We start from the raw sequence: 16,293 nt of genomic DNA on the forward strand, positions 1-16,293 counted from the left end.
TCAGGCTGCGGGTCGCTGCGCCTTATTGCGCCGCGGCGGCTTCTGCCTTCTTGACCAGGTCACCGGCATAGTTCATCACATGGAAGATGTGATTCTGCTCTACGGTACCCTCAACCAGGCTTGCACCTGGGCCACGAGCGAAGATGGCCACATCTTCACCGGCATGGGTTTCGCTTTCCAGCGGTACCAGGGCTTCCTGGTGGAAACCGGCACTCTGGGTGTCTATGTAGTTCAGATCCACACGACCAGGCTCGGCAGCGTAGTTGTAACGCTCGTCGCCACCAGTTTCCAGTGAGCCAAAGCCCAGACCGTTGGCATAGCCGACAGTGGTGTATGGCATGCCGTTGGCATCGGTAGAGTTAGTCACAGACGGCTGACCGTTTGAGTCGTTGCTCTTAACCAGACCCAGGATAGGGTTACCACGGGTTGGATAACCTGCGATGGTGAACACGTGGCTGTGGTCGGCGGTCACCATCAACAGGGTGTCGTTAGCCGAAGTTTTCTCCATGGCCACACGTACTGCCTCAGACAGAGCGATGGTGTCGTGCAGGGCACGGGCCGCGTTACCGGCATGGTGAGCGTGGTCGATACGACCGGCTTCGACGATCAGCACGAAGCCTTTGTCGTTCTTGCTCAGAATGTCGATACTCTTAGCCGTCATCTCTGCAAGTGAAGGCTCGCCGTTTACGCCATCTTCGACTCTGTCGTAGTCATATTCCATGTGAGACGAGTTGAACAGACCCAGGGCGTGCTCTGTAGTGCTTGTGTCCATGGCCAGGAAGCTGTCACGGTCGGTAACATAGGCGGCGTTAGGGTACTGCGCCATCCACTCGGCGGTCAGGTCACGACCATCTTTACGCTTACCCGCCTTGCCTTCTGGATCGACAGTGGTGTTAGGGATGAAGGCGCGACGACCGCCACCCATGACCACGTTGATCCCCTTACCGTCGTTGAAGTCCAGCATCTGGGCGGCAATGTCTTTACAGCCATTGGTAACGGCTTCGGCCGGCAGGTTGCTGTCTGCTTCCCAATCACGCTCTGGCACGTGGGCATAGGTCGCCGCAGGGGTGGCGTGAGTGATACGGGCGGTAGAGACCACACCGGTAGACATGCCCGCCATGGCGGCCAGTTCCAGCGAGGTGACCAGATCTTGGCCTGTAGTTGATGAACAGACACCGCGCTCGACGCCTTCACCCTGAGAGATCACGCCTACGTCTGTCTTCACACCTGTGACCATGGCGGTCATGGTGCCGGCAGAGTCTGGCGTTTGGCCATCGACGTTATAGGTCTTAGCCAGGCCTAGGTGAGGCAGGGTCTCGAAAGAGAGTGAGTTCTCTTCACCTGTCTGACCTTTTAGCTGACCGTCGAGGATGCGCGCCGCCGTCACGGTTGACACGCCCATGCCGTCGCCCACAAACAGAATGATGTTCTTGGCGGCGCCTGCCTCATTGTTGTTGGTCATGCCCGACGCCTTAGTGACGCGGTTTTGGCCATCGACATACCATTGGTTAACGCCGGTCCAGTCTTTGCCGTTAGTGCCGTTGCTACCGTCGGTACCTGGCGTACCCGCGGTGCCATCTTTACCGTTATCACCGTCGCTACCACAAGCCGCTAGGCCGAGAATGGCTGCTAGAGACAGTACTAGTAGTTTCTTATTCATTTTGTTGCTCCCAATTAATACTTAGTACCGCCAAGCGCTTGGGCTTGGTTGATGATGTGGAAAATGACGTTCTGTTCCATCACGCCCTGTACCAGGTTTGAGCCTGGGCCTGTGGCGTGCAGGCTGATATCTTCACCGGCGTGCGTCTCGCTACCCATAGGGATAAGTGACTGCTGCATAAAGTCTTTGTCTTGCGTATCGACTGAAGATAGGTCGTCACGATTACCCACAATGGCGCCAGGACCATTGGTGTAACCTAGGGTGGTGTATGGCTTGCCATCCAGAGCGGTTGAAACAGTGCCATCTACGCCATGTACCAGACCAAGGATAGGGTTACCACGCTTTGGATAACCTGCGATGGTGAACACGTGGCTGTGGTCGGCGGTAACCAGGATCAGTGTTTCATCTGGGTTAGTGTTTTCTACCGCGGCCTTAACGGCGTTAGAAAGTTCGACGGCGTCAGCCAGGGCGCGCTTGGCGTTGCCCGCGTGGTGACCGTGGTCGATACGACCCGACTCGACGATCAGCAGGTAGCCGTTGTCGTTCTTCTTCAACATCTCGATAGACTTCTCAGTCATCTCGGTCAGTGAAGGCTCGCCACCTACATCATCGGCGCGATCGGCTTCATATTCCATGTGAGACGAGTTGAACAGGCCCAGCAGGTGATCTGTGGTGGCAACATCGATGGCGTCGAACTCTTCGCTGTTCCACACATAGGCGGCGTTGTCGAAGTTTTCAACCCAAGCCTTGGTCAGATCCATGCCATCCTTACGCTGACCCTTCTTGTTTTCACCGTCGGTAACTGTGTTAGGGATGAAGGCGCGGCGACCGCCACCCAGGGCGACTGTCAGGGCATTGTCTTTATCGCGCATGACCATCTGGTAGGCGATATCCTTACACTCGTTAGCCACTGCCTCGGCAGGCAGATTGGCGTCTGATTCCCAGTCGCGCTCAGGGCTGTTGGCATAGGTAGCCGCTGGCGTGGCGTGGGTGATACGGGCAGTAGACACTACGCCGGTAGACAGGCCCTTAGCGTTGGCCAGATCAACCAGGGTGACCAGCTCGTTGCCTTTAGATGACAAACAGTTGCCACGCAGTGACTGGTCAGATACTGAGATAACACCCGCCTTAGACTTAACGCCCGTGGCGATGGCTGTCATGGTGCCGGCGCTGTCAGGAGTCTGTTGGTTAGTGTTGTAGGTCTTGATCAGGGCGGTATGGTCGAACTTCTCGAAGCTTAGGAAGTTCTCTTCACCACCTTGGTTACCGGCCATCTGTTGGCCTTGGTAGATACGCGCGGCGGTCAGGGTAGAGATCCCCATACCATCGCCCACAAATAGAATGACGTTTTTGGCCTTTGCTTTGGTTTCTAGTGTGGCCTTGTCTGACACCCGTTGGGCACTTTCCTTATACCAATGGCTGTCTGTCTGAACACTGGGTAACACGGCGCTGTTGGCGGCCATGGTTACTAGGCTGCAAGAGATCAACGCAGCTAATCTTTTTATCATCATCACTTTCATCATCCGTATTGGGTTGAAGTAAATTGTTCGCTATTTGAGATAAAGCGGCCTGATTGTCAGGTATCCAGATGACAGAATTGATGAATTAAGATTGCAGTTATGTGAAGCTAAGATGTCGAACCCCTTTTTATGCCTGAGTTAACTTGGTGCAAAGGGCACTAAAACGGTGAGATAAATGTATATGGTAAAATTTTAAGCTATTGTTTTTATGTTTAATTTATTCTTGGTCTGTTTCTTGTAACGCTTTCGTTTGAGTCTATCAGGGAGAGCCCAAATGAAATATTACAGTCGACGCTTTATTAAACCCGAACATTTAAATCCGGCTAATGCATTGTTCGGCGGACAGTTATTAAGCTGGATAGATGAGGAGGCGGCCATCTTCGCGGCCTGTCAGATGAATAGCCAGAGCATAGTCACCAAGATCATCTCAGAGATCAACTTCATGACCCCGGCGCGCCAGGGCGATGTGATCGAGTTCGGCTTAGCGCTCATCAGTGCCGGGGTTAGCTCCATCACCGTCTGCTGCGAGGTGCGTAACAAGGCGACCCGTCTGCCTGTGGTGACCATAGATAAGATGATCTTCGTTAACGTGGATGAGAACGGCCTGCCCAAGCCCCATGGTATGCGGGCTAATGCTGCCTAATAGCTGCTTAGCCGATGCCTAATAGCTGCTTAGTCGCTGCTTAGTCGCTGCTTAAGAGCTGCTAAATAGAGTCTAAAGCTGCGCCAGAAATAGCCAATAAAAAAGAGGGCGGATATGCCCTCTTTATCTTTATCTTTATCTTTATCTTTATCTTTATCTTAAAGCCACTAAGGCTTAAGCCAATTTAATTTTCTTTGCTCAGGTCTTCTTTGACCGATTTGACCGCATCGCGCGACGCATGACCAATCGCCTTGGTGGTGTCACGGGTGGCGTGGCCGATATCTGTGGTCACCTCTTTGGTGGTGTTACCAATTGAGCGACCTGCATGCTTAAGGTCGGCGCAGGCGCTAAGGGCGCCAAGGATCATAACCGCGCTAATAATTTTTTTCATAATGATCTCTTGTTGACAAAAGTTGTCACATTTTAACCCGTTAGCCCATTAAGCGAAAGCCTCCCCAAAAGGGAGGCTCATAATGGCTAGGGCTGGGCACTCGATTAGCGCCTCGACTGTTACTCGATTAGCGCCTCGATAGTCACTTGGTGAACGTATTAGTGCAGCTTGAGGTGAGGGTGGATGATGCGGCTGATCCCTTTGGCAAACATCAGCAGGGTACCTTTAAAGATCCCATGTAGTTCAATTAGATGGCGCCGATAGAGCGAGGTATAAACGAACCTGGCTATCTTGCCCTCCACCAATACACCACCGCCGATGAAGGACATCAGGTTGCCCACGGTATGGAACTTGGACAGGTTTACCAGGGAGCCGAGATCTTTATAGAGGTACTCCTTGCTGGGGGGCTGCCCGGCTAGCATCAGGCTGATGTTGTCGGCCGTCATCAGCGCCATCTGCCGCGCCGACTGGCCTCTCGGCGGCACCCAGGAGCCGTCTGGCTGTGGGCAGGCGGCGCAGTCGCCGATGGCGAAGATGTGGGGATCCCGGGTGGTCTGCATGTTGGGCTTAACCATCACCTGATTGATCTGATTGCTTTCCAGGCCGCCAATCTCACGCATAAAGTCGGGCGCCTTCACCCCGGTGGACCAGATGGTCATGTCGCTGGCGATGGTCTGGCCGTCGCAGGTATGCAGCGCACTCTCATCCACCCGGTCGATGCGAGTATTGGTCATGACTCGAACGCCAATCTGATTAAGCTGGTTCGTTACCGCCTGGGAGATCTCCTGCTTCTCCACCTTGGGCAGGATACGTGAGTCGGCCTCGATCAGCGTAACCTCTAACAGGCTGGTGTCTATCTTATAGCCGAAGCCGCTGAGCTGCTCGACCGCATGATGCATCTCGGCGGACATCTCGACGCCTGTCGCCCCGGCGCCGACCACGGCGATTTTGATCTTGTCGTCCAGCTGGTGGTGGCTGGCATAACGCATAAATTTATTGAGCAGCATGGTGCGGATCTGCATCGCCTGTTGGGTGTTGTCGAGGAAGACGCAGTGTTCCCTGACCCCAGGGATCTTAAAATCGTTGGCGATACTGCCGATGGCCAGCACCAGATAGTCGTAATCTATGCGCCGGGCAGGCAGGAGTTCATTGCCCTTTTCGTCTAAGATGGGGGCCAGGATCACTTGCTTGTGCTCGCGGTCGATATCTGTCATCGCCCCCTGCTGAAAATGGTAGCCGTGGGCGGCGGCATGACCTCGGTAGCTGATGGCATCTATGCCGATATCCAGCGCCCCGGTGGCGACCTCGTGCAGCAGGGGTTTCCAGATATGGCTGTCGGCGCAGTCGATAAGGGTGATCTTGGCCTTGCCCTTACGTCCCAGTTTACGACCTAACTTGGTCGCTATCTCCATTCCACCCGCACCACCGCCAACGATGACGATATTGGCCACTGCACCCATGAGGCTATTGCTCCTATATTCAGCTTAACTTGATGATTGGCCGGCATTGTTCTGCCAGCAAAACTGTCTCGAATCGAGAAAAGTGTAAGCTTGAGGTGATATTTTGGCAATTAGCCTTAGTTGGCGTGATTAAGTGGGTGAAAACAGCGGTTTTATCTATAACTAGTTGTTTTGTAAGCGTTGTTGTTTGTGGTTTTTGCGGTTTTATTCTGTGTTTGTCACATTTTGGTGCAACGTAAATGTGATCTAGATTGTTTTGTGAGCAGAAAAGTGTGAGCCAGATCTTGTGTGTGATCTGGCTCCGGGGGATGGTTACGCGGCAGAGTCGAGCTTAGATAATCTCTGGTGATAGTCTTTGATCAGATGTGCCATGATCTCCTGCACTGAGCTGTCTTTGGTGGCATCGTCCATGAAGATCTTAAAGGTCACTAATACATGGCCATCATTTTTCAGGCGGTCGCTTTGCATCGAGAAGTAGGCGCTCTCGCCATCGGCTTCCCTGATGGTAAAGCCGTCATGTTCGAAGATGCGGTGACCGGATCTGTCGTGCCACTTGGTGATGCGACTCAGGCCGATTTCGCATGACTGATTGAATTCGATATGGTTTTGCCAGGTGGTTGGGTGAGCGGGATCCTTAATATGCGGGCATCTGACTGTATAGTTATAGACATGAGAAATGGCTGTCATAAATTACCTTCCTGATTATGGATACAAGGGCCATCATAGGCACTGCATTTCTTTAGGGTCAACAACTATTCGTCCAGTATTTGCCGATTTACCTGGCCATGGGAGAAGACCCTTAACCTGTTGTAGCACGATAGGAACGGCCATAACCTTGTGCTGTGTCTCATTTTTAAGCCCATTTTGCCATCTGCTTAATAAAGCATCAGCTAATAGACGTTTTTTTCCCGAATCGGCCTATTTTGTGAAAACTTGCGCTCAGAAAAATCCACTGACCCGCGCCGCTAATCCAAGATGAAAAATTTAAAAAATGCCAAATGAGTCAGTTAATTGCCCTTGCTATTCCTGGTGAAAGTATTAGCTTGTTACTAATATGATAAGCAGTTGTAAATGACGCTGCCCGTCATTCACATCTGTCTGCCGTCTGATGAAAGTTATCCATGAATTGTCGCTTGGCGCTCTGGAGGCCATAATGCTTGGTAGAAACGCTTCACCTCTCGCTCGACTCACCCTGTTTAGCGCGGCGCTGCTGCTTGCGGCTTGCGGCAAGGCGCCGGCCCCCGGGCCCGCCGTTATGCCCAGTGTGATAGTTAATACCGCCCAGGTTAAGGAGATCCGCGCCAAGACGGAGATCGTCGGTCGCACCCGGGCATCGGAAGATGTGGTGATCAAGTCACAGATCCAGGGGCAGCTGCTGAAGCGCACCTTTGTCGAGGGGGATGACATAGATGCCGGCGAGCTGCTGTTTGAGATCGACCCCTCCACCTTCGAGGCCGAGCTTGCGCAGCAACAGGCGGTGCTCAAGCAGGCCATAGCCTCTCGCGATGTGGCGGTGATGAACTGGGAGCGTGGCCGTCGCCTGCTACCCGATGGCATGATCAGCGCCCAGGACATGGATGAGCTTACCAGTCGTAAGCTGACCACGGCGGCGGGGGTGGTGCAGGCCGAAGCGGCGGTGAAGGCCGCCGAGTTGCAGCTCAGCTATACCAAGGTTTACGCGCCTATCTCTGGCCGTATCAGCGGCGCCAAGGTGAGCCAGGGGGATATCATCACGCCTCAGTCTGAGCTGGCCAGCCTGGTGCAGTTGCAGCCCATGTGGGTTAACTTCCAGGTTGCCGAGAAGACCATCATCTCCGCCAAACAGAACTTTTCCAAGGCCGCCAAACATGAGGTGAAGATCTCGGATATCGTGATCCGCCTGCGCCTGCCCAACGGCACCATGTTCGACGAGACTGGGTATATCGACTTTATCAGCAATAGGGTCGATGCCGCCACCGGCACCCTGGAACTCAGGGCCACCTTCAACAATGAGAGTAAGCTGATGCTGCCAGGGCTGTTTGTGACTCTGGTTATCGAGTCGCCTATTAGCGAGCAGGCCATCTTAATTCCACAGGCGGCGGTGCAGGAAGATCAGCAGGGACGTTTCGTCATGGTGCTGGATGGTGACAACAAGGTGCAGAAGCGGGTGGTCGAACTGGGTGACAGATTCGGCGTCGACTGGCGCGTGCTCAGTGGCCTCAACGAGGGCGAACGTATAGTGGTGGATGGTCTGCAGAAGATCCGTCCGGGTATCGAGGTGAAGGCCGTCGAGCAGCAGGCGGTGCCTTTCCAAGAAGCTAACGATGCCTAATCGGGGGTCATTATGATCAGTGAGTTTTTTATTCATAGGCCGAAATTTGCCTTCGTGATCTCAACCGTGCTGACCCTGGTGGGCTTGATCTCTATCCCCATCTTGTCGGTGGCCGAGTTTCCCGAAATTGCGCCGCCACAGGTGAGCGTTAGCACTAGCTATTCCGGGGCCAGCGCCGACATAGTCAAAGACACCATAGCCCAGCCCATAGAGGCTGAGGTTAACGGCGTCGAAGGGATGCTCTACATGCAGTCCAAGAGCGCCAACGACGGCAGCTACTCCCTCAACGTCACCTTCGATGTGGGCACAGACGCCGACATGGCCCAGGTGAAGGTGCAAAACCGGGTGCAGCAGGCGATGCCCAGACTGCCCGAGGAGGTGAAACGCCAGGGGGTGAAGGTTGAGAAGCAGAGCCCCAACATCCTCATGGTAGTAAACCTGGTTTCCCCCAACGAGACCTTCGATTCCCTGTTTATTACCAACTATGCCGGCCTAAACGTCAAAGACGCCCTGGCGCGGCAGAATGGGGTATCTAAGGTGCAGGTGATCGGCGCCCTGGATTACGCCATCCGTATCTGGCTGGATCCCAATCAGATGGCCAGCTTTGGCGTGACCGCCAGCGATGTGATCGCCGCCCTGAGAGAGCAGAATATTCAGGTGGCCGCCGGTCGTATCGGCGCCGCGCCCGTGGATCCCCAGCAGCAATTTCAATATACCCTGCAGACCAAGGGACGTCTGAAAGACCCCGAGGAATTTGGCCGGGTGATGATCCGTGCCAATCCCGATGGCTCTAAGGTGATCGTCTCAGATGTCGCCCGGGTCGAGCTGGGCTCTCAGACCTATGACGCCCAGGGTAAGCTGAACAACAAACCCTCAGCCATCATCGCCATCTATCAGGCGCCGGACGCCAACGCCCTGGAGGTCGCCAAGGCGATCAAGGCCGAGATGGATACCCTCGCCAGCCGCTTTCCGGACGACCTCGAGTACAAGGTGCTCTATGACACCACAGAATTTGTCGAGACCTCGATAACCGAGGTGGTGCAGACCCTGTTTATTTCGGTCGCCCTGGTGGTGTTTGTGGTCTACATCTTCCTGCAAGATGCGCGTTCGACCCTAGTGCCGGGGATCGCCATTCCCGTCTCCTTGATAGGTACCTTCGCTTTCCTGTTGGCCTTCGGCATGAGCATCAACACAGTCTCTCTGTTCGCGCTTATCTTGGCTATCGGTATCGTGGTGGATGATGCCATTGTGGTGGTGGAAAACGTCACCCGCCTGATGGAAGATGAGGGGCTGTCGCCCACAGAGGCGACCTCCAAGGCGATGAAGGAGGTGACGGGCCCCGTTATCGCCACCACCCTGGTGCTGCTGGCGGTGTTTGCCCCCACGGCGGTGATGCCTGGGATCACGGGGCAGATGTATGCCCAATTCTCTGTGACTATCTGTATCTCAGTGCTTATCTCCTCGGTCAACGCCCTGACCCTGAGTCCGGCCCTGTGCGCCTCCCTGTTAAAGCCACCCAAGAAACATACCCACGGCTTCCACCACCTGTTTAACACCTACTTCGAGCGCTTCACCGGCGGCTATATGAAGCTGGTCTCCTCTCTGGTACGTAAGCTGGTGCTGGTTGGCGTGGCCTATGCTTGCTTGATCGGCGTCACCGGCGGCATCGCCAAAGTGCTGCCATCGGGTTTCGTGCCCATGGAGGATAAGAAGGCCTTCATGGTGGATATTCAGCTGCCAGATGGTGCCTCGCTCAACCGCACCGAAGAGGTGATGCGTAATCTGGTCAAGCTGACGCAGGAAGAGCCTGGGGTGGAGAATGTGATCCATGCCAGTGGCTTCAGTATCCTGACCGGCTCGGTCTCCTCTAACGGCGGCCTGATGATCGTGACCCTGTCGACCTGGGAGGAGCGTGATTCGCCCGACATGGTGGAGGCGGCGATTGTCGCCAAGTTGCAGGCCAAGTATGCCGCCAATCCGTCGGTGAAGGCGATGGCCTTCTCGCTGCCACCTATCCCGGGAGTTGGGAGCGTCGGCGGTTTCGAGTTTGTGCTGCAGGACACCCAAGGGCGTTCGCCCCAGGAGCTGGCCTCTGTGATGCGGGCGCTTATCATGAAGGCCAACGGACAGCCTGAGATCGCCATGGCCTTTAGTAACTTCCGCGCCGATGTGCCGCAGATGTATGTGGATGTGGATAGAGACAAGGCCAAGGCGTTGGGGATCTCGTTAAATGAGATCTTCTCTACCATGCAGACCATGCTCGGCTCTATGTATGTCAACGATTTCAACCGCTTCGGTAAGGTGTTCCGGGTGATACTCCAGGCCGAAGGCGAGTTTAGAAATTCCGACAAGGATATTGCCAGCTTCTATGTGCGCTCGGCAAGTGGCGAGATGGTACCCCTGAGCACACTGGTGAAGGTGACGCCCATCCTGGGACCGGACGTGATGAACGCCTACAACATGTTCAGCTCGACCACCATCAACGGCTTCCCGGCACCGGGCTTTAGCTCGGGTGATGCCATCGCCGCCATGGAAAGGGCGGCTCAGGAAACGCTGCCTGCGGGCTACAAGTTTGAGTGGACGGGGCAGACCTACCAAGAGATCAAGGCGGGTAACCTGGCACCGTTGATCTTCGCCCTGGCGTTGGTGTTTACCTATCTGTTCCTGGTGGCCCAGTACGAGAGTTGGAGCATTCCCTTCGCGGTCATGCTGGCGGTGCCTATTGCCATCCTGGGGGCCTTCCTCAACATCTTGTTGGTGGGGAGCGAGCTCAACCTCTACGCCCAGATAGGCCTAGTGCTCTTGATCGGTCTGGCCTGTAAGAACGCCATCCTGATCGTCGAGTTTGCCAAACAGCTCAGGGAAGAGGGCAAGAGTATTCTGGACGCGGCAGAAACCGCTGCTAGGTTGCGTTTTCGCGCCGTACTCATGACCGCCTTCTCCTTCCTGCTGGGGGTATTACCCTTGGTGATTGCCACTGGCGCCGGCGCAGGAAGTCGTCGCGCCCTGGGTTATTCCGTCTTCGGAGGCATGATGGCGGCGACTCTGGTGGGCACCCTGTTAGTGCCTGTGTTTTACGTCATCATGCAGAAGCTGCGTGAGCGCATGAAGGGTGAAGGCGCGACGAGCCAATAGTTAAAACTTGAGCTAAATCTTAAAATCTGGGCACAAAAAAGGCGACTTCAAGTCGCCTTTTTTATCGAACCGTTCGATTAAGCCGGAACTACGTTCGCTGCTTGCAAGCCTTTTTGACCTTGCTCGATATCGAAGGTGACCTTTTGGCCTTCGGCTAGCGTCTTGTATCCGTCAGATACGATAGCGCGGAAATGCACGAACACATCAGCGCCGCCATTTGCCTGCTCGATGAAACCAAAACCTTTATCTTCGTTAAACCACTTAACGGTACCAGTTGTATTAGACATATTTGTCCCTTATTTAATTCATATAAAAATCCGCGACATTGCGGTATGCCGAGCCGTTGAATTATTGAGTATTACGATGAAGCTAAGGGAAAACTGAGGACAAAAATGGTGAAGATTTGACTAAGGTTTTGACTTTTACTTGATGCTTTAAACTAATAACCCTGAACAACAGAGCCCGCGTAAGATAACACACTTTAGCCGTTTACCTAGGGGTTATTTTCGCCATCATGGAGGATATCTGTTGCGCTAAATTTATATGGCAGTGCTTTCATGGGCTTATGGGAATAAAAAGTTACTGCCTCTTGAACACTTATGCTTTTTCATTGGCAGTTGTCGTGGCCGAGTGGTCGTGCGTGAGTGCTTGAGTGATAGTGCGGAACATCAGGGAGAAGAAAAAGGCTCGCCGGCTATAGTTGCTGACGAGCCTTTTAGCTAGCTGAATCTTTGCAGGGAAAAAGCGAGCTGACACCATTTTATAACACATGTATCCGAAGGGACTAGTCCAAAAGTGTGACATGAAAAGAGTATTTAGCTATTAGTGCTGGATTTTTATGATAAAAACTTCGAAAAGCCGGGTGTTTCATCGCTAGATGAGTGATTTTGTTTGTATCACGGCCGTTTGCCGAGGCTTTGATTCGGGAAGTTTGATAAAAGTGCTCTTGCTCGAGTGAGCGTAAGTCTCGACCAGCCCGCATGTCGATTGGCTAAACGCTAGCCAATAACAAGCGAACTAATAGTAAGCCAACTAGTAACAAGCGACGAATAAAAAGCGTATGAATCGAGAGCTGGCTGATAAAAACTGTGTGGGCTTAAGGAGCTGTTCGAGCCGAGCGGTGACAATGCACGCTCAACACCTCGACAGGAGAGGGTTTAAGCTTGCCATTAAAAAGGCCCACCTGAGGTGGGCCTTGGGGAATTTCTACTTGCAGGGAGAAATTCGAAACTTGTTAGGTTAGCCTATAGCGCGTTGGTGAAGATCTGGCAGATCTCTTCGTGGGTCGCCTGTTTAGGGTTAGTCAGGCCGCAGGCATCTTTCAGTGCGTTGTCGGCAAGGGTTGGAATATCTTCCGCCTTCACGCCCAGCTTGGTGAGGTTCTCTGGGATCTTCACCGCGACAGATAGCGCCTTGATCGCATCGATTGCGGCCGTTGCGCCTTGCTCGTCAGTCATGGTGCTGACATCGACCCCCATCGCCTTGGCAACATCTTTAAGACGCGGCGCGGCAACCTGTGCGTTGTAGGCCTGAACGTGTGGCAGTAGCAGAGCGTTACAGACACCGTGTGGCAGGTCATAGAAACCGCCTAACTGGTGCGCCATGGCGTGTACATATCCCAGGCTGGCGTTGTTAAAGGCCATACCCGCCAGGAACTGAGCGTAAGCCATCTGATCGCGGGCCTCCAGGCTCTGACCGTTCTCAACCGCTTCCACCAGGTTACCCTTGATAAGCTCGATCGCCTTGATAGCGCAGGCATCTGTGATAGGGTTGGCGGCGATAGAGACATAGGCCTCGATGGCGTGTGTCAGGGCGTCCATACCTGTCGCGGCAGTCAGGCCGGCAGGCTTGAGCAGCATCAGCTCGGGATCGTTCACCGACAGGATAGGCGTGGTGTGCTTGTCGACGATCGCCATCTTGATGTGACGGGCTTCGTCTGTGATGATGCAGAAACGAGTCATCTCACTGGCGGTACCGGCTGTGGTGTTGATGGCGACCAGCGGCAGTTGCGGCTTGGCCGACATATCCAGGCCTTCATAGTCCTTGATGTTGCCGCCGTTGGTGGCAACCAGGGCGATACCCTTGGCGCAGTCGTGTGGTGAGCCGCCACCCAGTGATACCACGAAGTCACAGTCATTCGCCTTGAGCAGCGCCAGACCCGCCTCGACATTGCCTACTGTTGGGTTAGGTTGCACGCCATCGAAGATAGTCGATGTGATGCCCGCCGCGCCAAACTTCTCGACGATCTGACCAACCAGGCCGATCTCGACCAGTGGCTTGTCGGTGACGATCAGTGCGCGCTGAAAGCCTAAGGTTTTAATATCACCAATTGCGTCGTCAACAGCATTTTGTCCCAATACGTTGACTGATGGGATAAAAAATTTAGCAGCCATAAAATCACCTTTTTTATGCTTAAAGTTAAAAGTTGTTATCTTTTCTGGTAACTAAAGTACCAACGCGGTTATCGCAAAGGTGTGATCTTCCTCATAATTAGCGGTTATCCAGTCGAAAGCATGGCAAAAATTTAGATCAATACGACTAAATTTGTAAATTTATGACAAATACGAAATTTGACTGATTTTCAATTTCGAAAATCTATCACGGCAACTTTCATAAGTTGAAATTGACTCGTTGAGGCCAAATCACCCGATAATCAGCTGTTTATTTTCTGTGCATCGAATTAGGTCGTCTGCACAATATTTGTGCAGGCTGATTTTCGTCAAACGCCTGAGCGTCCAGTCACCTCGTCTGTCTTACTCGAAAAGATTGTTTCATAAGCTGTTGATTATTAAGCTTAAAAATAGTTCATCTGATTGACATAAATCTGTCGTCAAGCTGTTACCTGTGCTTGGCATGTTTACTGCTCAAGGAAATAGGGCAGTTTGACTGACTAGCAGGGAAATGGGCGATGGGCTTAGAAAAGTTACTCTATTTGCAGGGCGTCGGCGCCAGCTATAGCGATTACTCGGGTCGCCTGGTGCACCATAGCCAGGCCGAGCGCTTAGGGCTTCTCGCTTGTCTGCTGGCTAACTGCACTCAGCCCAAGTTTCATCTGGATGATCTCAGCCCAGATGGTTTCGTCGCCGCCAATGGTGAGGCGATTGAAGAACGTAATTTCGACCTCGATGTCGCGCCCTGGCAACGCCCGTTGGCGACCTTTCAATTTGCCTGTCTGACTGAGCCAAGCTTTATCTTATCGCTGCCAGCCGAGATGCAGCCCGACCTTAGGGTGCGCATCCTCACCGAAGGCGGCACTCAGCTCGAGATGAGTATACCTTTTGCGGCGCTGGAGCGGGTGGGCGACTATTATTGTGAGCCCCACCTCTATTACCGCTACCGGGTATCCATCGCGCCTTACCTAACTCAGGGCCAATCCCTACCCATGGGCTATCACAAGCTGTCGGTGGGTTTCTGTAAAGGGACCCTTGATGGCAAGAGTAAGCTCAATACCGTGGCCATAGACTGGCAAACCGAAGGCCATCACGGCACCTGGCTACTGGCGCCGCCCAAGGCTAAACAGCTACGGGAGACGGATAAGCCCTGGGGGGTAAGTATTGCCCTCTATAGCCTGCGCAGCGACAGTCAGTGGGGCATAGGGGACTTTGGCGATCTGGGGGCTTTGATCGCCTGGCTCGGGGGCTATGGCTGCGACTTTATTCAGCTCAATCCGCTCCATGCCCTGGGGGATTCCTTCAATCTGGAAGAGGCCTATATCAGCCCCTACAGTCCGAGCGACAGACGCAGGCTCAATCCTCTCTATATTCATATCGAGTCTGTGCCCGAGGCCAATGAGATAGCGCCGCTGCTGCAAACTCTTGCCCTGGATCGCGAGCGCCTCAACCGTGATAACTGGCTCGATTACCCTAAGCTCACCCAGCTCAAGTATCGCCTCTTTGTCGCCCTCTATCAGGTGTTTAGCCGTGATGTGCTGGGTAGCGGTGGGCCGCGCGAGCAGGCCTTCATGCAGTTTGTCGCCCAGGAAGGGGAGGCGCTGAGCAGTTTCTGCCAGCTGGAGGCAGACAAGGCCCAAGCTCAGGGAGAGCAAATGGCCGCAGATCCGCAGTTGCATAGTTACTTGCAGTTTGTTGCCCACGAGCAGCTGATCGCCTGTCAGCATCAGGCGCTCGCGGCGGGCATGAGCATTGGCCTTATCGGCGACATGGCCGTTGGCGTTCGCGGCGATGGCGCCGAGGTGCATCACAATCGAGACGCCTATTGCCAGCAGGCCAGCATAGGTGCGCCGCCGGACGATTTTGCCCCCAAGGGGCAGAACTGGGGGCTGACGCCGCCGGATCCTATCGCCATGGCCCAGTCGGGCTTTAGCCATTTTATTGCGCTGGTTCGCAGCAACATGCGCTACTACGGCGCCCTCAGACTCGATCATGTGATGGCGCTGCTGCGTCTCTGGTGGTGGCCGAGTGAACCCCAGGAGGCTCCCGGGGCCTATGTGTACTACCCCATAGACACGCTACTTGCGATCGTGCGCCTTGAGAGCATGCGCAGCAACTGTGTGGTGATCGGCGAAGATCTCGGCATAGTGCCGGACGAGGTGCGCGCCAAGCTGAGCGATGGCGGCATCTATGCCAACGAACTCTTCTATTTCTGCAAGCAGGGCGAGGCCTTTAAGTCGCCACAAGATCACAGGGCCGACAGCCTGATGATGCTGGCTAACCATGACGTGCCCACACTACTGGCCTGGTGGTCTCAGAGTGACCTGCATCTTAAGCGTCAGCTGGAACTTCTCGAAAGTGACCAGGCGCTAGAGCAAGCCCTAGAGCGACGCGACGGCGAGCGCCAGCAGCTGCTGGCCTGGCTCGAAGCCAACGGCGAAACCGCCTCGCTGGAGGAAGATTATCTGCTCCTGCTCAGCGCCTGGGTGACGGTGGCGGCACGTTCCCACTCGCGCCTATTTAGTGTGCAGCTGGCGGATCTCTGCTGCGAGCGACACGGGGTCAACATCCCCGGCACCTGGCAGGAATATGCCAACTGGCAGCGACGACTGCCCTATAGCCTGACCAGTCTGAGACAGTCGCCCTCGATAAAGCGCCTGCTACGCAGCATCGTCGAGGGACGCAGCTCGGCCGAGGCCAGCGAGCAATTTTGCCGGGCAGGCGAGCATCTTCGTCAGCCTGTTTTCAGCCGATGACACAGCTATGACACTCCTATGAGACAG

General features: G+C 54.3%; 11 protein-coding genes. 4 read left to right on the forward strand and 7 right to left on the reverse strand.

Annotated elements, in window-relative coordinates; translation table 11 throughout:
* Window positions 1-22: 22 nt before the first annotated feature.
* Window positions 23-1,660 carry an alkaline phosphatase family protein gene (locus SHEW_RS05955; RefSeq protein WP_011864959.1) on the reverse strand — a complete coding sequence of 546 codons (1,638 nt, stop codon included), beginning with the start codon at window positions 1,658-1,660 and terminating at the stop codon, window positions 23-25.
* Between the two features lie 14 nt (window positions 1,661-1,674).
* The gene (locus tag SHEW_RS05960; protein ID WP_041407009.1) at window positions 1,675-3,171 is read right to left on the reverse strand and encodes an alkaline phosphatase; all 1,497 of its coding nucleotides are present in this window, start codon (window positions 3,169-3,171) and stop codon (window positions 1,675-1,677) included.
* Between the two features lie 283 nt (window positions 3,172-3,454).
* On the opposite strand from SHEW_RS05960, the gene SHEW_RS05965 reads away from it, so the two are divergent.
* The gene (locus tag SHEW_RS05965) at window positions 3,455-3,823 is read left to right on the forward strand and encodes an acyl-CoA thioesterase (RefSeq protein ID WP_011864961.1); all 369 of its coding nucleotides are present in this window, start codon (window positions 3,455-3,457) and stop codon (window positions 3,821-3,823) included.
* 184 nt (window positions 3,824-4,007) lie between these two features.
* Here the strand turns inward: SHEW_RS05965 and SHEW_RS05970 are convergent, their stop codons facing one another.
* The 3 genes from SHEW_RS05970 to SHEW_RS05980 all read right to left on the reverse strand — a co-directional run bounded on the left by SHEW_RS05970 (window position 4,008) and on the right by SHEW_RS05980 (window position 6,361).
* A complete protein-coding gene (locus tag SHEW_RS05970; protein ID WP_011864962.1) occupies window positions 4,008-4,214 on the reverse strand; it encodes a hypothetical protein in 207 nt (68 codons plus the stop codon).
* Between the two features lie 158 nt (window positions 4,215-4,372).
* Complete coding sequence (locus SHEW_RS05975) at window positions 4,373-5,674, reverse strand: NAD(P)/FAD-dependent oxidoreductase (RefSeq protein WP_011864963.1); 1,302 nt, start codon at window positions 5,672-5,674, stop codon at window positions 4,373-4,375.
* Between the two features lie 312 nt (window positions 5,675-5,986).
* A complete protein-coding gene (locus SHEW_RS05980) occupies window positions 5,987-6,361 on the reverse strand; it encodes a hypothetical protein (protein WP_011864964.1) in 375 nt (124 codons plus the stop codon).
* A 466-nt stretch (window positions 6,362-6,827) separates the two neighbouring features.
* Here SHEW_RS05980 and SHEW_RS05985 point away from each other — a divergent pair, with 466 nt between their 5' ends.
* Entirely contained in the window at window positions 6,828-7,985 is a 1,158-nt protein-coding gene (locus tag SHEW_RS05985; protein ID WP_011864965.1) for an efflux RND transporter periplasmic adaptor subunit, read from the forward strand.
* Between the two features lie 12 nt (window positions 7,986-7,997).
* The gene (locus tag SHEW_RS05990; protein WP_011864966.1) at window positions 7,998-11,120 is read left to right on the forward strand and encodes an efflux RND transporter permease subunit; all 3,123 of its coding nucleotides are present in this window, start codon (window positions 7,998-8,000) and stop codon (window positions 11,118-11,120) included.
* A 77-nt stretch (window positions 11,121-11,197) separates the two neighbouring features.
* Here SHEW_RS05990 and cspE read toward each other — a convergent pair whose 3' ends face one another.
* A complete protein-coding gene (gene cspE, locus SHEW_RS05995; RefSeq protein ID WP_011864967.1) occupies window positions 11,198-11,407 on the reverse strand; it encodes a transcription antiterminator/RNA stability regulator CspE in 210 nt (69 codons plus the stop codon).
* Between the two features lie 957 nt (window positions 11,408-12,364).
* Window positions 12,365-13,513 (reverse strand): L-threonine dehydrogenase, encoded by a 1,149-nt coding sequence (yiaY, locus tag SHEW_RS06000; RefSeq protein ID WP_011864968.1) that lies wholly within the window; start codon window positions 13,511-13,513, stop codon window positions 12,365-12,367.
* 515 nt (window positions 13,514-14,028) lie between these two features.
* On the opposite strand from yiaY, the gene malQ reads away from it, so the two are divergent.
* Window positions 14,029-16,266, forward strand: a complete 2,238-nt coding sequence (gene malQ, locus SHEW_RS06005; RefSeq protein WP_011864969.1) for a 4-alpha-glucanotransferase — start codon at window positions 14,029-14,031, stop codon at window positions 16,264-16,266.
* Window positions 16,267-16,293: the final 27 nt, after the last annotated feature.

This window comes from Shewanella loihica PV-4 (genome assembly GCF_000016065.1).
Taxonomy (GTDB): Bacteria; Pseudomonadota; Gammaproteobacteria; order Enterobacterales; family Shewanellaceae; genus Shewanella; species Shewanella loihica.

Bases quoted from the DNA above. Each gene is read 5' to 3' on its own strand.
- SHEW_RS05955 (WP_011864959.1), bottom strand. From the start codon at position 1,660: ATGAATAAGAAACTACTAGTACTGTCTCTAGCAGCCATTCTCGGCCTA.
- SHEW_RS05960 (WP_041407009.1), bottom strand. From the start codon at position 3,171: ATGATGATAAAAAGATTAGCTGCGTTGATCTCTTGCAGCCTAGTAACC.
- SHEW_RS05965 (WP_011864961.1), top strand. From the start codon at position 3,455: ATGAAATATTACAGTCGACGCTTTATTAAACCCGAACATTTAAATCCG.
- SHEW_RS05970 (WP_011864962.1), bottom strand. From the start codon at position 4,214: ATGAAAAAAATTATTAGCGCGGTTATGATCCTTGGCGCCCTTAGCGCC.
- SHEW_RS05975 (WP_011864963.1), bottom strand. From the start codon at position 5,674: ATGGGTGCAGTGGCCAATATCGTCATCGTTGGCGGTGGTGCGGGTGGA.
- SHEW_RS05980 (WP_011864964.1), bottom strand. From the start codon at position 6,361: ATGACAGCCATTTCTCATGTCTATAACTATACAGTCAGATGCCCGCAT.
- SHEW_RS05985 (WP_011864965.1), top strand. From the start codon at position 6,828: ATGCTTGGTAGAAACGCTTCACCTCTCGCTCGACTCACCCTGTTTAGC.
- SHEW_RS05990 (WP_011864966.1), top strand. From the start codon at position 7,998: ATGATCAGTGAGTTTTTTATTCATAGGCCGAAATTTGCCTTCGTGATC.
- cspE (WP_011864967.1), bottom strand. From the start codon at position 11,407: ATGTCTAATACAACTGGTACCGTTAAGTGGTTTAACGAAGATAAAGGT.
- yiaY (WP_011864968.1), bottom strand. From the start codon at position 13,513: ATGGCTGCTAAATTTTTTATCCCATCAGTCAACGTATTGGGACAAAAT.
- malQ (WP_011864969.1), top strand. From the start codon at position 14,029: ATGGGCTTAGAAAAGTTACTCTATTTGCAGGGCGTCGGCGCCAGCTAT.